The sequence below is a fragment of the Selenomonas sp. GACV-9 genome (assembly GCA_900116485.1).
In the GTDB taxonomy this organism is placed as follows: domain Bacteria; phylum Bacillota; class Negativicutes; order Selenomonadales; family Selenomonadaceae; genus Selenomonas_A; species Selenomonas_A ruminantium_G.
In genome coordinates this window covers 344,730-361,070 of the sequence record FPAX01000001.1, presented here as the reverse complement: position 1 = coordinate 361,070, position 16,341 = coordinate 344,730, and the positions used below count along the sequence as shown (strand labels likewise).

Below are 16,341 nucleotides of genomic sequence, written 5' to 3'. Positions count from 1 at the left end.
TGGTGAGAGAATGTCAAATGTAGTGATCAAATCAGATAAATTCGTGAAGTTTGCAATACAAGATACACAGATGTTAATAAGTGCTGAGTCAAAAGCAATCGTATTGCAAGCGGGAATAATAAATCAGGAAGGATATGATCATCCACTATATGCAAATAGTGCGAAAACATCAGAAGAATTACAGGCGGAACAAACAAAAGCTGATTTTAGAGCGTTGGCAAAAGCTGTTTTCTTTGTGGGAGCGTTTGTTCCTTTCCCTCCTGTAAAAATTATATGTTCCGTAGGCATGGTAGGGATGGACCTTTATGAGGCAAAAGAGGCTGCTGAAAGAGGCAATGAGAGTGAAAGAAATTGGAATTATTTAATGGCTGCAGCAGATATCATTCCGATGATGGGGATAGGAGCGAAACTAATGCGAACAACTCGTCTGGCGGGGGCAATAGGAAAGGTGGATACTGCATCAAAGATGGTCGCACATAAAAGTGCTGCGATTACACGATTGATTAATTTCAAGACTGGTGGAAAAATCTTAAAAGTCCCACAAGGAGCGAGGGCATTCGGAACGCAAGGTGTAAAATATGGGAAAAATTTACTGGCAGGGTTGGACAAGACACATCCGATGTTGATGAAAGGCGTGCGAACGGGAAGGAAATATGCAGTTGGGGCAGGTAAAGGATCCTTGAAAATCTGGAACAGTAGACCGGCAGCAGCAGCTAGAGTAGGGGCAACCGGCGTTTTGGACTATAAGTATAATGACCGGCGCTATCGGCAGCGGCAAAGAGAAGAAGCGAAAAAGGCTTTAGAGAATAGCAGTAAAATCGATCCTGAGAAAAACAAATGAAATATTGTACAATTAAAGATTTTTATAAGAATATATATTTGCCATTAGAAGAAAAATTGCTCATAGATATAAATGATTATTGTATAGAAAATCAACAGGCTATGCAAGAGGAATATATAGGATGGTTATATAAGGTCGTTCATGCTAGCAATATTGCAAAATACGTTCCTCTTGAACGGTTGCATTGTACGATGCTTTATACGGATATTTTTAGCGGTAATGCAAGTATGAGCTGTTATGTATATGATGCGCAAGGAAGTATTATGACTGTTGCAAGTTTAAGCTGCTTGTGGATAATGAATCTTTGGCAGGATTTTGAAAAACAGATCTGCGATGAGCGAGAATATATTCGTTCGGTTATTCATCCAGTAATGTTTCGTTGCTATTATCCATCGACTATCAGAAAAGTTTTAGCAGTATTAGGCGAATATCTGAAAGTTTGGCTAGCGCTTAATCTGGATAAGATTATGACAGGGATTCTTTTGACTAGTGAATTTTATGTAACATATGGTGAGTATCAAGGTGAACAGGAAGTAATAGGACGATTGCGCTCTAAAGTGAATCTGTTGAAATATATTGGTCAGGACAATCTTCCTGATGATGAGTTGAGATATCGATTTTTTTCCGATGAACGGTATCGGGTAAGAAAGCTTGGCGAACTTGACTTACAGAATAGTAAATTCAAAGACTGCCTGTTTGAACCATGGAAGTTTGAAAATACGGATTTGCAAAATGTAGTGTTTGATAACTGTAGGTTTCATTTGACAGAATTTAGAAAAGTAGACTTGGACGGAGCAATATTTATCAATTGTTCCTTTGATATGTGTTGTTTCCAATCGGTGCAGGCTGATGGCAGACTGGGCAGGTATCCTGCGTTATTCGTGAATTGCAGCTTTTCTGATTTGAATTTTGTTGATTGCGATTGGATAGGGGTTGATTATATCGATTGTGAATTTACCCATGCAAAAATGATAAACAGCAAACTTGATGGTGGAGTTTTAAACAAAATAGGAATAGAGGGATGTAGCAATGTCTGATTTAGCTATAAATGCTGATGGATATGATGTTTCTTTTCGTGGGCATAAGTATCATTTTAGCGAAAGAAAATTCTATGATGAAAATTTTTCGGTACAATTACCTGACTCTTTTACGGTTATGCCTGAGAGGGTACGGGAAATCTATCTGCCGGGAAGTAAGCCTGGGCAATTGCTGTTAGCAGATGAGGCAGGGCAGTTCTCTTTTAGTATGCTGAAAGCGGAAGATCCATTGGATGCGGCTATCTTAGAAAAGCAAGTAGACCTTTGCAAATTCGTTTTGCCGAAAATGGCAGCAGGAGTCCATATATATGAAGCAGGTGTGGTTGAAGGTTTCTACCAGCCACTTGCATATTTTGAGTACATCAGCGATGGATTGTTAGAACGTATGTATAGTTGCATGTTTTTGACAGGACTGGAAGGTCATATGGTATGGGGAACGATTTCGTTCTCCTATAGCGACAGGAAGTTAAATAAACTGGCAAAAGAAATCGCGTGTTCATGTCAGGATTTAACTATGAATTATGCAAATTTAAATGATGGATGATGAAAATGTTAGAAGAAAGGGAGCAATAACAATTATGAAGTTTTTCTTGTATTTGATAGGTTTTGTTATCATGATTTTGGCGGTGGCTTTTCAAGGTGGTAATGTTACTTTCTGGGTACATCATGAGTTGAGGGAGGATTTTTCGACTTTGTGGTATCCCGTCAAGCAGGAACAGATAGATGGAAAGATTTTCTCTGTGGAGTTGCCAGTGGAGCCAAAGGCTAAACATACGAAGTATGAAGATGGTTCTTTTGCATGTGTAGATACTTATGCCGGAGATCGGGAGGGGGTCAATGCTATTGTTATCCATACGAAATTGCGGGATAAGGACGCTAAGCTTGCTTTTCATGTGGAGGACTTCAAACGCTTGCTTTCGGCAGAGGGGGATATGCAAGTAAAGGGGGAAGGCAGCAGGACGGTACAGGATAAAACATTGCATAATCTGGAGTGCACCTACAGGGTCACGGGCACCGAAACGGAGGTCCAAATGCTAGGATTCCAGGAGGGGCAGGATGCATGGTGGCTGGTCTATCAGTACCGTGGTAAGGATGAGGCTGCCAAGGCTAAGGTGGAAAACTCGATTGAGACGATTATGGTGCAGTGATTTTGCTAAGGGAGATGTATGTAGTATGATGGCAGTTTATTTTTTCCTCCATTCGGTATTGATGTTCTTCGGCTCGATTGGCGATCATTTTTCGGTGGAGGGAATCAGTTTGTTTGGTGAGACGGAGAAGGTTGCAGTATCAACGCGGCAGGAACTGCAGATAGAGATGCCGGAACAGTTCAAGGGCTTGCCGTATGATGATGGGAAATGGCAGGTATCACAGGCAAAATGCGGCAATATGTTTATCGACCTGCATAGCATGGGGGTTGATGCGTCGCAACAGGCGGAGACGGATATCGACCAACGGGTCGGCAAGACTTTGGACAGGTATCAGGTCAGGAATGCTGAGCTGCAGGCGCAGGAGGAAATCACTGTCCACGATATCCCGCTGGAGAAGTATCATTATACGGGCGAAAAGGCAGGCAGGGATTTTGAGATTGATGCCGTAGCGGTCAGGGCACCACAGAAGGTGCTAGTCTTTACGTATTTCTATCACGCTGGCGATAAAGATGCTAAGGATGATGTGAAGGATAGCATCGAGAGTATGAAGTACGTGGATAAGGAATAAGGATGGATATAAGGGGGAAGGATTTTGACGATTCAACAGGAATTTCCTTTGTTTGAGAATTTACATATCCTGCGGGCGTCGATGCTCTGCAGTGTGCGGGATCGGGCGTTTAGCAGTTTGCCGCTATTGCTGGCGGATTATAGCGATGGGATCGTCAGTGGCTGCCATTTGACGACTACCAAGTCATCCATTACGGTGCAGCCGGGGATTATCAAGCATGGCGGTCAGCTGCTATTTGTTGACCAGCCGCTGACTGTTCCCTATGAACCGACTGAAGAGTATTGTGCGCTGCGGGCGCATTTCAGCGATGCCAGGAAAAACGATAAGGTCGGTGTCATTTCGCGGGAAATATCACTGGTCCTTACGGATGATATGATGTGTCCGGCTGATGAGATGGAATTTTGCCGGTTCAAGCTCAAGGCGGGCTCCCTTTTGCGTGTCGACTATGTGGATTTCTTCGATCGCACTACGGAGTTTGATACAGTCAATACCATTTATGCTCCGTATGCGGCAAGGGGGCAGAGCACGTTGTCACCGGATATCGTGCAGGCCTTTGCGCGGGAGGCTGGCAAGTTCACGCTGACGGAGCTTGACCGTCAATTCTGTCTGTCAGCTTTGACCGGTCAAGTGCTTGCGGCGGAGGCTGTTGGATTTTATATCAGTCAACGGCTGGCCCAGGAGGAACAGGAATGGGACAATGTCAGCCTTTTTGCGGGGCTCTCGCGGGTACTGGACGAGATCCGTCCGGCAGGGCTCAGGGAGTGCCGCCGGGAACGTCGCCGCCGCCGGGAAGTATTGGTAGATTAGGGAGAGCAGGATGGGTATTTTTACTGATGAATTTGATTTGGCTGGCTACGTGGAGCAGCAGGCTATGAAGATCGATGGATTGCAGAATCGTGAATTGTTCCGGGATATCATCGGGGATATGTTCACGCAGCTGTATCAGCATATGTATGAGGAGTATCATGGGCTGGAGCAGCGGATGCTCGCGGAGCTGCCAAAGCCTGCGGAGATGCCGGATCTCATGACAGGGCTTTGCCCACGCACAAAATATGATTTGACGGATAAGGAGCTTTATCCGATGGATTCGGATGATTTGCGGAAAAAGGAGATTCCGGCCGCGGATATCTTATGGCATCTGCAGAAGGGGGAAAGCTATGCGCTGTTTCCTGTGTTCTTTGCGGGGGAGACCGAGACGCTGCAGCGGCTGGTGCGAGAGCGGCATACGTTTTCGGGTACGGTGAAGACCGCCTTCGGGGAGGTGGCTGCGACGTTTGAGCTCCGGCCTTGCCGCCGCTATCTGGAGCAGATCGCGGCGCTCTATCCAGTCGTGCAGCAGAATGCTCTTCCCTGGCGCAGTGTGCTGTCCCCGTATCTATATAAGTTCGCTGAGGTCTGGATTACTTCGCTGGAGGGAGGGCAGGAGGATATGTCCGTCCAGCGGGTGATTATCGATTATGCGGAGTTTCGCGATGTCATCCATGAGGATATGGTGCCGCTGTGGAATATCCAGCCATGGGAAGTGAATGCGAGCTGCTATCCGGAACCATGCATGGATAAGACTGCGTATGAGCATCGTCTGTATGCCAATCAGCTCCCTGCAGGCAGCCAGTATTTGGTGGCGCGGTCAGATGCCGCGATACGGAATCTGCGCTGGCAGGATGGCGAGTTCATCATTAGCTGTGACCAGCGTGTGTCGGGGGCTTGGCCCATGCTGCGGATCTATCCGGTGGCCAGCCGGGAAAAATACGGGTATCGCGTCTATGGTAATAACCATAACCAGAGCTTTGCCCGCAATCTGATTGAATCTTATGGGCAGCGCATCAAGACGCGGGGCGAAATCGAGCGGTTCCTGCGTTCCTTTGCCTGCATGGAGGATTTTGAGCTGCAGGACGTACAGCTGCGGAAGAAGGCAGACAAGATCGCAACGTATTCGACGGAGGCTTTCATTGACTATGAGTTTCGCACGGGCAGTCGGGAGTATACCTTGGAACTTGTTTTCCAGGCAAAGCAGCAGGATTATCGGAACGTGGATGTGCTCAGCTTTCTCGTGACGAGCTTGCAGCATTATTTCCCGGAGTATACGTGTGCAGGAAGGCTGGTATGAGATGAATTTTATTTGGGATGCAGCCCTGAGGGCAAGAAAGCAGGGAATGCGCAAGGAGGATGTGGCCTATGTTCCAGCGGAGGACGGCAGTCCGTATTATGAGCTGTCCTTTGACTATCTCAATCGCAGCGAGGTGGGACCCGAGCCGGTACCTGTCAATGCGCTATACCGGTTCAGTGCCATTTTTCAATACCTGCTCCATCCAGATGTGCGTTATCTGCTGGAAAAAGATAAGGAAGAGTTTATCCAAAAGGCTTTTGACAGTCTGCTGCATATCCTCTGTGAAGTCGATCTGCATCATGGTATCACGCGGCAGGAATGCTACGTGCGCAAACTGCGGCAGGAGCTGCTGGGCGGTGTGTTCGGTCAAGGTGCTGCTGCCTTGACCGGGAGTCTCACGCAGAAGGAGCAGCTGGTGGTGGCCGAAGAGCTCCTGCATACCATTCGCTGCGGTTCCAGCCTTCAGGGATTTGGCCAGGCCTTTCATCGCCTGTTCCCGAAGGGGCTCCTTTATCAGAGCCGGTTTACGCCTAATGAGCTCTATGCGTATCTGGACGAGCCAGAGGACCAGGCACGGGAACGCGCTTGGCAGAGCTTTTGTCAGCTATTCCTGCCCCTTGACTTTTCGGTGCGGGTATTCTGGCAGCCACATTTTGGCATACTTGGTCTCGATGGAACGATGAAGGATGATATCGCGCTCTTTTGAACTGTTGACGCTCCTTTCCTTTTGTAGTACACTAATGCAATGAGTATTTCTGATTTATTGGAGGGAAGAGTGTGTCCGACAAGATCGATATATTGGGCGTGAATGTGGATTCTGTCACGATGGCGCAGGCCGTGTCGCAGGTGCAGGATTACATGGACGAAAAGAAGAATGTCCTCATCGCGACGGCCAATGCCGAGATGATTATGCGGGCGACGCATGATCAGGAGCTGCGAGACATTTTGAATGATGCGGCGTTGGTCGTTCCAGATGGTGCTGGTACAGTCTGGGCAGCGCATCATCTGGGCTATGAGATGCCAGAGCGTGTGGCAGGTTTCGATCTGGCGCAGGAGCTCATGCGCATCGCGCCGAGCAAGAAACAGCGTATTTTCTTTTTCGGCTCAGCACCGGGGGTAGCAGAGAAGGCCAAAGCCAAGGCGGAGGAGCTTTATCCGGGGATTGAGATCGTCGGTGTGCGCAATGGTTATTTTTCGGCCCAGGACGAGCCGGAAATCATCGCGGAGATCAAGGCAGCAAAGCCTGACTTGCTGCTGGCTGCACTGGGTGTGCCCAAGCAGGAAAAATGGCTCTACCAGCACAAGGAGGAGCTCGGCGTTCCTGTATCGATTGGTGTCGGTGGTACCCTTGACGTCATGGCAGGCGTCATGAAACGTGCGCCGCTCTGGATGCAGAAGGCCAAGCTCGAGTGGCTGTTCCGCGGTGCCTTGCAGCCTAAGCGCGCCGGCCGCCTGATGGCGCTGCCGAAGTTTGTGCTCAAGGTGCATGCTTCAAAAAATAAGAAACGTGTTTGAGGAGGTGGGAGCTTGACTCCTATTATATCAGAAGGGTATCCGTTCATATTTGGCTGCGGAGCACTCGCTATCTTGCTCGGTTTTTCGGTGCATCCGTATGTGGCTGTGATTCCCTTCGTATTGATGCTTTATTTCTGTTATTTTTTCCGTAACCCGAAACGTCATATCGAGCTGGATGAGTCGGCAATCCTGTCGCCTGCGGATGGTACGGTGACGGATATCGTTGAGCTGGAGACGGATGAGTTTGTCAAGGAACCCTGCACGAAGGTCGTTATCTTCATGTCGGTGTTCAACGTGCATGTGAACCGCAGCCCCATCAATGGGCAGATCAAGCTGCAGAAGTATTTCTGCGGCCGTTTCCGTCCTGCCTATAAGGATACGGTGGGCTTCGAGAATGAGCACCACGTCATTGGCATCGAGAACGAGCGCATCCGCATCAGCGTCAAGCAGATTGCCGGCATCTTGGCACGCCGCATCGTGTCGTATGTGACGCTCGATGATGACCTCAAGCAGGGCGAGCTGTACGGAATGATCAAGTTCGGTTCCTGCCTGGAGGTTGTCATGCCGAAAAAGGTAGAAATCAATGTCAAGGTCGGCCAGAAGGTGGCCGGCGGACAGACTGTTCTCGGGAGGATTAAAGACTGATGGATTATCGACGGTTTATACCGAATCTCTGCACGTCTATGAACCTTGTGTTTGGCATGTGCTCGATTCTTTCTACGTATAGTGGTGATTTTGTCTGGGGCTCGATCTTCATCCTGCTCGCGTTGGTAGCCGATGGCCTGGATGGCCGCACGGCACGTTTCTTCGGCGTGTCGAGTGAGATGGGCAAGGAGATGGATTCCCTCTGCGATTTGGGCTCTTTTGGCATTGCGCCGGGCTTTTTGGCCTGGGCCTTTGTCCTGCATAACTACGGTCTGCTCGGCATGGCGGTGGTCATCCTGTTTGCCGTTTGCGGCATGTGGCGTCTGGCCCGTTTCAACGTCAATGCCGATGTGGTCCACGGCTACTTCATGGGCCTGGCAATCCCGGCTGGCGGCAACATCGTCGCGATGACGACGCTGCTGTTTGTCCTGCTCGGTGTCGATCCGCTGGGCTTCGGGGTGGCGTACCCGATTCTCATGGCGGTTGTTGGCTATCTGATGGTCAGTCATGTTCACTATCCGAACTTCAAGGGGGATGGCGGCGAGCCAATCTTCTTGGGGACGAAGGTCTTTGCTGCAGTCATGTTTGCGGCAATCCTCTGGTTCGGAAAGGCGGCTCTCTTGCCGGCGCTGGCTGTGGCTGTGTTCTGCACTTACGCAGCAGCTGGCATCTTAAATACGCTGATTGCATTATTTGCAAAGGAAGGCTGATGATTTTTGTTTAATTTCCCATTTGATATCATCATGGTTCCCATGCAGATCATGATTTTCCTGTTCACGCTCTACTTCTTTGTCATTGGTTTCTGTGGCATGTGGCGGCGTGGCGAGACGAAGATCAAGACCCCGAAGAAGACGTTCGCGCTGATTGTGGCGGCACATAACGAGCATGCCGTCATCGGGCAGCTGGTCGAGAATCTGCAGGGCCTCAACTATCCGAAGGATATGTATGATATCCATGTCATTGCTGATAACTGCACCGATAACACGGCTGAGATTGCCGCCAATGCCGGTGCCATCGTCCATGAGCGCACCCATCCGACGAAGAAGTCGAAGGGCTATGCGCTCGAGTGGATGTTTGACCGTCTGTTCAAGATGGAAAAGCAGTACGACGCGGTCTGCGTATTCGATGCGGATAACCTCGTGCATCCGCAGTTCCTCATGGAGATGAATAACCGCCTCTGCAAGGGCGATAAGGTCATCCAGGGCTATATGGATGCCAAGAATCCGTACGATACCTGGGTCGCAGGTACGTTTGCAATCGCCTTCTGGGTCATTTGTTACATCTCGCATCTGGCGAAATCCAACATCGGCCTGTCGGCCTGCCTTGGCGGCACGGGCATGTGCTTCTCCTCCGATATCCTCAAGGAGCATGGCTGGAATGCAACCTGCCTGACGGAGGATATGGAGTTCACGATGAAGTGCATGGCCCAGGGCATCAAGACGAGCTGGGCGCATGACGCCATCATCTATGACGAGAAGCCGCTGACGTTCAAGCAGTCCTGGAATCAGCGCAAGCGCTGGGCACAGGGCCAGTTCGATGTAGGCAACCGCTTCATCCCGAAGATGCTCAAGGCTGGCTGGAAGCACAAAGACATCCGCATGTGGGATGAGTGCATCTACCTCATGCAGCCGCACTTCCTGATGATCTCGACGTTCTTCGTCATCATCAGCTATGTGCAGCTGGGCTTCGAGCCGTTCTATACGAACATCTATAACTTCATGCCGTCGCAGATCATGACGGCTATCATGCTGGGCCAGTACATCCTGCCGATGATCATCCTCATCAAGATTCGGGCCAAGTGGAAGTCCTGGCTTTACATGCTGCTTTATCCGGTCTTCATCTATTCGTGGATTCCCATCATCTTCCTGGGATTCCTCAACCGCAACAACCATGAGTGGAGCCACACGCAGCATACGCGGGCGATGAGCATGAGCGACATCGTCGGCAACGTGAAGAATACGAAATCGATTGACCAGTAAAATAGGCTAGGAGACAGCAAATTGACGTGTCAGCTTTGACCGGTCAATTTGCTGTTTTTGTTTGATTTGTCAAAAGTGCCCGGCAGGAAGGAGCCTGTCAGGCAGAGAATATAAAAGGAGGAAGAGCGATTATTACGAGCAGGGAGAAAAAGAATATGTATTACGATGAAGAGACGAAAGTCTATCAAGACGATAAAGGCATCTTCATTCATCGCAAGCGGCTCGATGATACGGGAAAATACGTTTATGCAGGCGATGATCCGGTTTGCCGTTTTGCCCTCGATGATCAGTGGTCAATCTTTGTGCGTTGTGAGATCCATGAAAACTGTTTTTCAATCCAGCTGCTTAATGGCAAGATGATTCATCATTCGGCGCGAGCGGAAACGCTGGATACGTTAAACGACTTCCTGATTCCTTGGTGTGTCCATGCCTACTATAATCAGAAATTGTTAGAGTCACGCCAGCAGTATCATGGCTTCTTTGTCGGCATCGAAGAGGCCAATGATGGGATGGTATTCTTTACGGCATGCCTGATCATCATCATCATCGGCAACTATTTTGGTGGTATTGTGGGTGTGCTGATTGGCATTGCTCTGGCAATCGCTATCATGAATGTCGTCGGCTCGCGGGTCATCAAATACTCGGAGGCGGCAGGTTACTATCGGGCCAAGGCTGAGGATGTAGCGCGACGTTATGACCTCAATGGCCCGAAAGACGATAGCCAGCAGGCGACGATGGATGGGCATCCTAGGAGTGAAGAGGATGCCGCGGCAGCGGCAGAAGGCGACTGAGCTGCTGTTGTTTGCCGCGTTGAAAACTATTAGCGCAGATGGTATAATAGACCATTGTTTGAATTGATATACGAGGAGTGATTCGTTTTTATATGTATACGTTAAAGGTAGAAGGCGCTTTTGAGGCGGCCCATATGGTCAATGGCTACCCAGGAAAATGTGCGCGTTTGCACGGCCACAACTGGGTGGTCGAGGCCGTCGTAAAGGGACGTGAGCTCGATGAACTCGGCATGCTCGTTGACTTCAAGATCATCAAGAAGGCGCTGAATGAGGCTCTCGAGCGCTTCGATCATCGTTATCTCAACGAACTCGAGCCTTTTAATGATGGTGTGAATCCGACGGCTGAGAACCTTGCTCGCATCATCTTCGAGGAACTGGCAGGCCATGAGTGCTTCACGCGCGACAGCGAACTTGCCGCTATCACGGTCTTCGAGTCGCCGAAGTCCAGTGTTACCTATACGAAGGATTGAGCCATGAAAGAGAATTTGATTGAAATCTTCTCGTCCATTCAGGGCGAGGGAAAATATGTGGGCTGCCGTCAGGTATTTGTACGGTTTGAAGGCTGCAACCTCGATTGCCGCTACTGCGATACGGAAAATACGCCAGGCAGCCATGCCGTGTGCGAGGTCGAGACCTACGCAGGCAGTCGTGAGTTTGCAAAACTGCCGAATCCGCGCTCAGTGGAGCAGGTGGCAATGGAGATTAATCGCCTCTGCCAGGAAGTCCCGCATCAAGCCGTGAGTTTCACAGGTGGGGAACCGCTGCTGCATGCCGCCTTTATCCGCGAATTGGCAAAAAAAATAACGGTGCCGGTGTTCCTCGAAACGAACGGTACTTTGTACGAACAGCTTGCAGACATCCTCGATGTGGTTGACATCATCAGCATGGACATCAAGCTGCCGAGCATCATCAGCAAACCGCAGTGGGAGGCGCATAAGCGCTTCATCAACGTCGCTAAAGTGAAAGATCTCTATATAAAATTGGTCGTGGCTGAAGAAACGACCGAAAAAGAATTCCGTCAAGCCATAGATCTCGTGGCTGACATCGCACCAGAAACGCTGTTCATTATCCAGCCAGTGACACCATACGGCGGCTGTAAAGCCGCCAGCCCCGAAAAGATTCTGATTTGCCAGAATTACGCGCTGTCTAAGCTGAAGGATGTCCGCGTAATCCCGCAGACGCATAAGATGATTGGGCAAATTTGATTTTTGCCCTGCTGGGCCACGGGCTTTTAGGAGCGTTTTTTGTGGAGTTCCTTGTCCGGCGTCAGGATCCCCGATAAGTCTTCTTCGAGCCATTGGCTGATTTTTGAGGGAAAACAAAGGTATCTCTTGTTGTGAGACTTTTAAAGTTTCACAACATGCAAGGTATCTAGGGCTTTTAACCTTGTTTCATGACAATAGGTTGAAGGCTCTTTTCCTTTATAAGCAACCTCTGGGACTGACTTGTCAGCATTAGCTGGAAATGGTAGAATAAGAATACAAATATTATCTTCGATACAAAAACGCGCCATGCTGCAAGAGCAATGGCGCGTTTTTGCGTCTTCCTTCTGGTTGGTGAATCCAGATTTCAGACAGGATTAACGTTTGCCGCTATCACGGTACAAGTCGTAGAGCCATTCAGCAACAAAACTGAATTCCAGGATGGATTTCGCGAGGTTATTGGTGCATCAGAAGGTATGAAAGAGGACAAGGAAAGTGGGAAGGATTTTTTAGTGTCCTTGCGGAATCGCGGCTTACAGGGAGTCCGCTTGATCGTTGGAGACAAGTGCCAGTCAATGTGTGATTCTGTAACAGAAGTCTTTCCTGAAGCGAAGTATCAACGTTGCAGCGTACATTTTTCTGTCGTGCGTTGCTGGACGGCATTTCTGAAACATTAACGTACATGGACTTCCCTGAAGAACATTGGAAGAAGATTCGTACTAATAATGCCATTTAACGACTTAACCGAGAAATACGCCGACGAACTCGCGTCATTGGAACAAGCAGGCTGCATAAGAGTGCAGCCTGCTTGTTAATTACTATGTTTTTGCGTTCGTTCGGTTATTTCTTTATCGTGGTTATGTGCGTATTGTTTCACGGCATGCATAGTATCATCCATAAGTGTATCAGGAATTAGTTCAAATGGTGGTTTTTGCTGTTCGTTCCGGAAAAGGATGGAACCACTCTTTGCATAGCCGAATATTTTTAATCGTTGGATCGTATTGTAATGAGTATTGTATAGGTATTTGCTTGTCGTAGTCTTTATAGGCGGATGATTCGTAGAGCGGTTCTTTTTTTGTGCATACGCATCATCCAGAACGGCGCGGAGCCAGACATAGATTTTATCTTTGTCGATTTGTCCGTTGGTCATGCCATAACGGACGGTTTCTTTGTCGAAAAAGAAGCCGACATCGGCATTTGATTTTGTCCATTGCCAATCGGCCGCCAGACAGGTGCCGGAAAGTGTAAGCATTAGAATAGTCAGCAGGGAAATCAGTTTTGTTTTCATCATTTTTCCTCCAATCGAATATTCATAGCTGTATTATATTTCCCTTGCCTTTGACATGTCAACTCGGTAAACTGACCACAATTTGCTGTCCTGTCAGCCACCTCGGTTACAGCAACAGTCCCTTTATCTGACAGGCCTTCTCCTTTTAAGTTTTCCATAGGGCCGGTGATGCTTGAGATTACAGAAAGCACTTCCAGAGAAGTGTTGCTAAGAACTCTGGGCTGTGTCAAGGAAGTGTTCCTGCATGCTAATCCGTGAGATTTAAGCTAGACCCGCATCAACCATCCCTGTTCTTGTTTTGCGGCCGACGAAAAGACCGTATAAAGGGGTTGCATTGGGATAAAACAAAACCGCATCGATGCTCTTACGCTTGAGAAAGAAAATATCAACTATGAAATTGGCTGTCCAACTGGGTCATCCGCTCGGCAGAGGACTGGCTCATGCCACTAGCAGACCGGATGCATGAACTGCTGCTCAGGCATCCGGTCATCCATGCCGATGAAACACCGGTGCAAGTCCTGAATGAGAAGGGCCGCAAGAATAAGACAAAGTCTTACATGTGGGCATACACCAATGGTGAATACGAGCCGGCTAGAGAAAGACAAGCTGGAGGCTTTTTTCGCATGGCTGGAAGAAATCAAACCAAAGACTTTGCCGAAGTCAGCCCTGGGCAAGGCGGTGAACTATGCCCTCAATTACAAGGAAGGATTGAGCGTATACCTGCAGATTGGCCGGAAAAACTGGCTATTCTCCGCATCTCAAAAGGGGGCTGCGGAGGTTAGCTGTGCCGTCGGAAGAAAAGGAACCTGAGAAGTTTCCAGGTAAAGCCGAGTATTGTGAATATACCGACAAGAAGAATAAAACATAGAATCAAGAACATTACCATAAAGAGCTCCTATTTGGCATAATCATAGCCTTCGATTACGACGTCTAGTTTTCCCGTTCGTGGATGGAAAATCAGTCCATGGACTGGCACGTCGGTGGGAATCAGTGGATTTAGCCGGATGGCTTCGACGGTATCGATGACGTTTTGTTCGGGATGCTGGAATTCGTCGGCCCACTCTTTGAGCTCTTTGGCAATCATGTGGATGGCTTCTTTGGGAACGCCGCGTGACAGCATGGCCTTGGTGAGGCTTTGGGAGGTGGTCTTGGACATGCCGCATTCGTGGTGGCCGATGACGAGGATTTCTTTGACGCCTAGTTCATAGATGCATACCATAAGGCTGCGGATGGTGCCGTCAAAAACGCCGGTCACGGAGTTGCCGGCGTTCTTGATTACTTTAGCATCGCCGCGGGCTAGTCCTAAGGCGGGCTCAAGAAAATTGACCAGACGGGTATCCATGCAGGTAATGATTGCTACCTGTTTTTGGGGCAGCTTGCTTTGCTGATAATCCTCCTGGGTATAGTCCATTGGCGGTTGGGCACAGAATGATGCGTTAACTGCTAGGATGTCTTGAAGTACTGACATAGTGTTATCCTCCTTATGTTTGACCGTTTATTCCGTATGTATTTCTGTTGCAAGCGGCAATATTCCTGCTTGGATCGTGAATTTGACAAGTCAACCTGGTTATAGCCAGAGGATAGGTTTATAATATAGATAATGGAACAAGAGGGAGGGAATGTTCATGGGGACGCTGCTACTGATTGCTGTGGGGATATTCATTGGCTGGCTGTTGTTCCGGCCGAAACAGGACACGGGAAAACGCGAGGGGCGGCCGGATCTGTCTGCTAAAGACGATCACAGGCAGACGGACGTAACTATGAGACATGTATCTGCAGCTCAATCGCAAACTGTATTGCGCAATGGGAAAGACCATACTTTACGCAATGTTGCTGGTGGCGTGGTGGCAGGTGCGGTACTCGGTCATATGCTCAGTGGGGATAAAAAGCATGTGCATCAGGAGACTACCAATAATTACAACACATATCAAGACTTTCATGCGTATGGGGAATATGATGACGAGGATGATTTCCGCTTTGCAGAAGATGAAGGGGAAAGCGATGACGCAGACGATACGGAGTATGCTGCAGCTTACGACCTTGATTATGATGATTCGGATGACAGCGGCGATGACGATTCGGGTTGGAATGATTCCTATGACGATGATGATTACTGAGTGCCAGCTGAGAAGGATAATGTTATGTACGCAATAATAAACAAGGGAAATGGTGAATACTATACATCGACTGTATATGCACGGTATCAAGAGCTGGATGACGAAGGCGAAGCAACCTGATGCTTGTTTCTGGCGGTTTTCATGATGCGTATGTAGAACGCCTGGAAGAGAAAGCGGATTTATCTATCTGGTAGATGCCGAGAATGTGACGGCAGAAGACATCAATTCCAAGTATTGCTGGTTCAAGGCAAGGAAAGTGACTTATCATGTTATCCCCGATTGAGTGTTGCTGTTCTGCTTTTATTTTATCTTGTGACCATGGGCATAAGTTCTAGCTTATGTTTGTTGCTATTGTGGAGGTGGTCGATTTTAGCTTTGGTTTCTTTGTCTTCGCAGCTGCCGGTTTTGATGTATTTATCCAGGACGGCGTAGGTAAAGCCGAGGTTGTCTTCGTCGGTTTTGCCGCAGAGTCCGTCGGACGGGGCTTTGCGGAGCAGGTGGGACGGCAGGTTAAGTGTCTGGCCGATGGATAGGACTTCGTCCACGGTATAGGCGGCTAAGGGGGCAACGTCGCCGGCGCTGTCGCCGTATTTGGTGCTGTAGCCGACATAGTCTTCGGAGCGGTTGCAGGTGTTGATGACGCGTCCGCCGTCGGGGACGCCTTGTGCGACGGCGTAGAGGGTGGCCATGCGGAGGCGCGGAGCCAGGTTCTGCAGCAGTGCGTCAGTGACGGAGAAATAGAAGTTGTTGTTGTTTACAACTTCGGTGTACTGCAAAGCCTTCAGCATTTCCTTGAATGGTGTCCCGATATTGACAATCCGGTACTGGATGCCCAGATGCTCGACAAGACAACGGGCATCGTCGATATCTGCCTGGACGCCGTTGGGCATCAGGACGCCTACGACGCGGTCTTTTCCGAGCGCTTCCACGCACAGGGCCGCCGCCACGGAGGAATCCTTGCCGCCTGAAATGCCGACTACGGCTTTAGCCTTAGGGCCGTTGCTGGCAAACCAGTTCTGGAGAAACACGATAATCTTCTGTTTGTCGTCTTCGGCATTGAATGTTGGATAAGATATAAGCTGTTTCATGATGAGTACCTCGTA

The 16,341-nt window shown here is 48.9% G+C and carries 20 protein-coding genes and 3 pseudogenes; 20 read left to right on the top strand and 3 right to left on the bottom strand.

What is annotated here, in order from left to right; all coding sequences use genetic code 11:
- Window positions 1-10: 10 nt before the first annotated feature.
- From BM322_RS01680 to BM322_RS13740, 16 genes and pseudogenes are all read left to right on the top strand, one after another.
- Entirely contained in the window at window positions 11-841 is an 831-nt protein-coding gene (locus BM322_RS01680; protein WP_075428164.1) for a hypothetical protein, read from the top strand.
- Window positions 838-1,878, top strand: a complete 1,041-nt coding sequence (locus BM322_RS01675; RefSeq protein ID WP_075428163.1) for a pentapeptide repeat-containing protein — start codon at window positions 838-840, stop codon at window positions 1,876-1,878. The genes BM322_RS01680 and BM322_RS01675 overlap by 4 nt, the downstream gene beginning before the upstream one ends.
- The gene (locus BM322_RS01670; RefSeq protein ID WP_075428162.1) at window positions 1,871-2,422 is read left to right on the top strand and encodes a hypothetical protein; all 552 of its coding nucleotides are present in this window, start codon (window positions 1,871-1,873) and stop codon (window positions 2,420-2,422) included. Before BM322_RS01675 ends, BM322_RS01670 begins: the two co-directional genes overlap by 8 nt.
- The gene (locus tag BM322_RS01665; RefSeq protein ID WP_143102153.1) at window positions 2,412-3,026 is read left to right on the top strand and encodes a hypothetical protein; all 615 of its coding nucleotides are present in this window, start codon (window positions 2,412-2,414) and stop codon (window positions 3,024-3,026) included. Before BM322_RS01670 ends, BM322_RS01665 begins: the two co-directional genes overlap by 11 nt.
- 25 nt (window positions 3,027-3,051) lie before the next feature.
- Window positions 3,052-3,594, top strand: a complete 543-nt coding sequence (locus tag BM322_RS01660) for a hypothetical protein (protein ID WP_075428160.1) — start codon at window positions 3,052-3,054, stop codon at window positions 3,592-3,594.
- A 24-nt stretch (window positions 3,595-3,618) separates the two neighbouring features.
- Window positions 3,619-4,401 (top strand): hypothetical protein, encoded by a 783-nt coding sequence (locus BM322_RS01655; RefSeq protein ID WP_082334278.1) that lies wholly within the window; start codon window positions 3,619-3,621, stop codon window positions 4,399-4,401.
- Between the two features lie 10 nt (window positions 4,402-4,411).
- Window positions 4,412-5,701, top strand: a complete 1,290-nt coding sequence (locus BM322_RS01650) for a hypothetical protein (protein ID WP_075428159.1) — start codon at window positions 4,412-4,414, stop codon at window positions 5,699-5,701.
- A gap of 1 nt (window position 5,702) precedes the next feature.
- Window positions 5,703-6,407: a hypothetical protein gene (locus tag BM322_RS01645; RefSeq protein ID WP_075428158.1), complete on the top strand. Its 705-nt coding sequence runs from the start codon at window positions 5,703-5,705 to the stop codon at window positions 6,405-6,407.
- 119 nt (window positions 6,408-6,526) lie between these two features.
- On the top strand, window positions 6,527-7,216 hold the full coding sequence (locus BM322_RS01640; RefSeq protein ID WP_075428450.1) for a WecB/TagA/CpsF family glycosyltransferase: 690 nt from the start codon (window positions 6,527-6,529) through the stop codon (window positions 7,214-7,216).
- 12 nt (window positions 7,217-7,228) lie between these two features.
- Complete coding sequence (locus tag BM322_RS01635; protein WP_075428157.1) at window positions 7,229-7,861, top strand: phosphatidylserine decarboxylase family protein; 633 nt, start codon at window positions 7,229-7,231, stop codon at window positions 7,859-7,861.
- Window positions 7,861-8,571, top strand: a complete 711-nt coding sequence (gene pssA / locus BM322_RS01630; RefSeq protein WP_075428156.1) for a CDP-diacylglycerol--serine O-phosphatidyltransferase — start codon at window positions 7,861-7,863, stop codon at window positions 8,569-8,571. The genes BM322_RS01635 and pssA overlap by 1 nt, the downstream gene beginning before the upstream one ends.
- Before the next feature lie 33 nt (window positions 8,572-8,604).
- Window positions 8,605-9,840 (top strand): glycosyltransferase family 2 protein, encoded by a 1,236-nt coding sequence (locus BM322_RS01625; protein ID WP_075428449.1) that lies wholly within the window; start codon window positions 8,605-8,607, stop codon window positions 9,838-9,840.
- A gap of 155 nt (window positions 9,841-9,995) precedes the next feature.
- Entirely contained in the window at window positions 9,996-10,631 is a 636-nt protein-coding gene (locus BM322_RS01620; protein WP_075428155.1) for a hypothetical protein, read from the top strand.
- A 92-nt stretch (window positions 10,632-10,723) separates the two neighbouring features.
- A complete protein-coding gene (queD, locus tag BM322_RS01615) occupies window positions 10,724-11,101 on the top strand; it encodes a 6-carboxytetrahydropterin synthase QueD (protein ID WP_075428154.1) in 378 nt (125 codons plus the stop codon).
- Window positions 11,102-11,104: 3 nt separating this feature from the next.
- A complete protein-coding gene (locus BM322_RS01610; RefSeq protein WP_075428153.1) occupies window positions 11,105-11,836 on the top strand; it encodes a 7-carboxy-7-deazaguanine synthase QueE in 732 nt (243 codons plus the stop codon).
- A 434-nt stretch (window positions 11,837-12,270) separates the two neighbouring features.
- Window positions 12,271-12,647: pseudogene (locus BM322_RS13740) on the top strand (transposase); the annotation flags it as partial.
- Here the strand turns inward: BM322_RS13740 and BM322_RS01600 are convergent.
- Window positions 12,645-13,121 (bottom strand): hypothetical protein, encoded by a 477-nt coding sequence (locus BM322_RS01600; RefSeq protein ID WP_075428151.1) that lies wholly within the window; start codon window positions 13,119-13,121, stop codon window positions 12,645-12,647. The pseudogene BM322_RS13740 and the gene BM322_RS01600 overlap by 3 nt on opposite strands.
- A gap of 254 nt (window positions 13,122-13,375) precedes the next feature.
- Between BM322_RS01600 and tnpB the strand changes: the two genes are divergently transcribed.
- From tnpB to BM322_RS13480, 3 genes and pseudogenes are all read left to right on the top strand, one after another.
- Entirely contained in the window at window positions 13,376-13,495 is a 120-nt protein-coding gene (tnpB, locus tag BM322_RS13840; RefSeq protein WP_082334277.1) for an IS66 family insertion sequence element accessory protein TnpB, read from the top strand.
- 27 nt (window positions 13,496-13,522) lie between these two features.
- A pseudogene (locus BM322_RS13485) lies at window positions 13,523-13,696 on the top strand (transposase); the annotation flags it as partial.
- 13 nt (window positions 13,697-13,709) lie between these two features.
- Window positions 13,710-13,895, top strand: a pseudogene (locus BM322_RS13480) (transposase); the annotation flags it as partial.
- A gap of 121 nt (window positions 13,896-14,016) precedes the next feature.
- Here the strand turns inward: BM322_RS13480 and BM322_RS01580 are convergent.
- Window positions 14,017-14,589, bottom strand: coding sequence for a carbonic anhydrase (locus BM322_RS01580; protein ID WP_075428149.1), 573 nt, complete (start codon window positions 14,587-14,589; stop codon window positions 14,017-14,019).
- 157 nt (window positions 14,590-14,746) lie between these two features.
- Between BM322_RS01580 and BM322_RS01575 the strand changes: the two genes are divergently transcribed.
- Entirely contained in the window at window positions 14,747-15,238 is a 492-nt protein-coding gene (locus BM322_RS01575; protein ID WP_075428148.1) for a hypothetical protein, read from the top strand.
- A gap of 305 nt (window positions 15,239-15,543) precedes the next feature.
- Here BM322_RS01575 and nadE read toward each other — a convergent pair whose 3' ends face one another.
- A complete protein-coding gene (nadE, locus tag BM322_RS01570; RefSeq protein ID WP_075428147.1) occupies window positions 15,544-16,326 on the bottom strand; it encodes an NAD(+) synthase in 783 nt (260 codons plus the stop codon).
- Window positions 16,327-16,341: the final 15 nt, after the last annotated feature.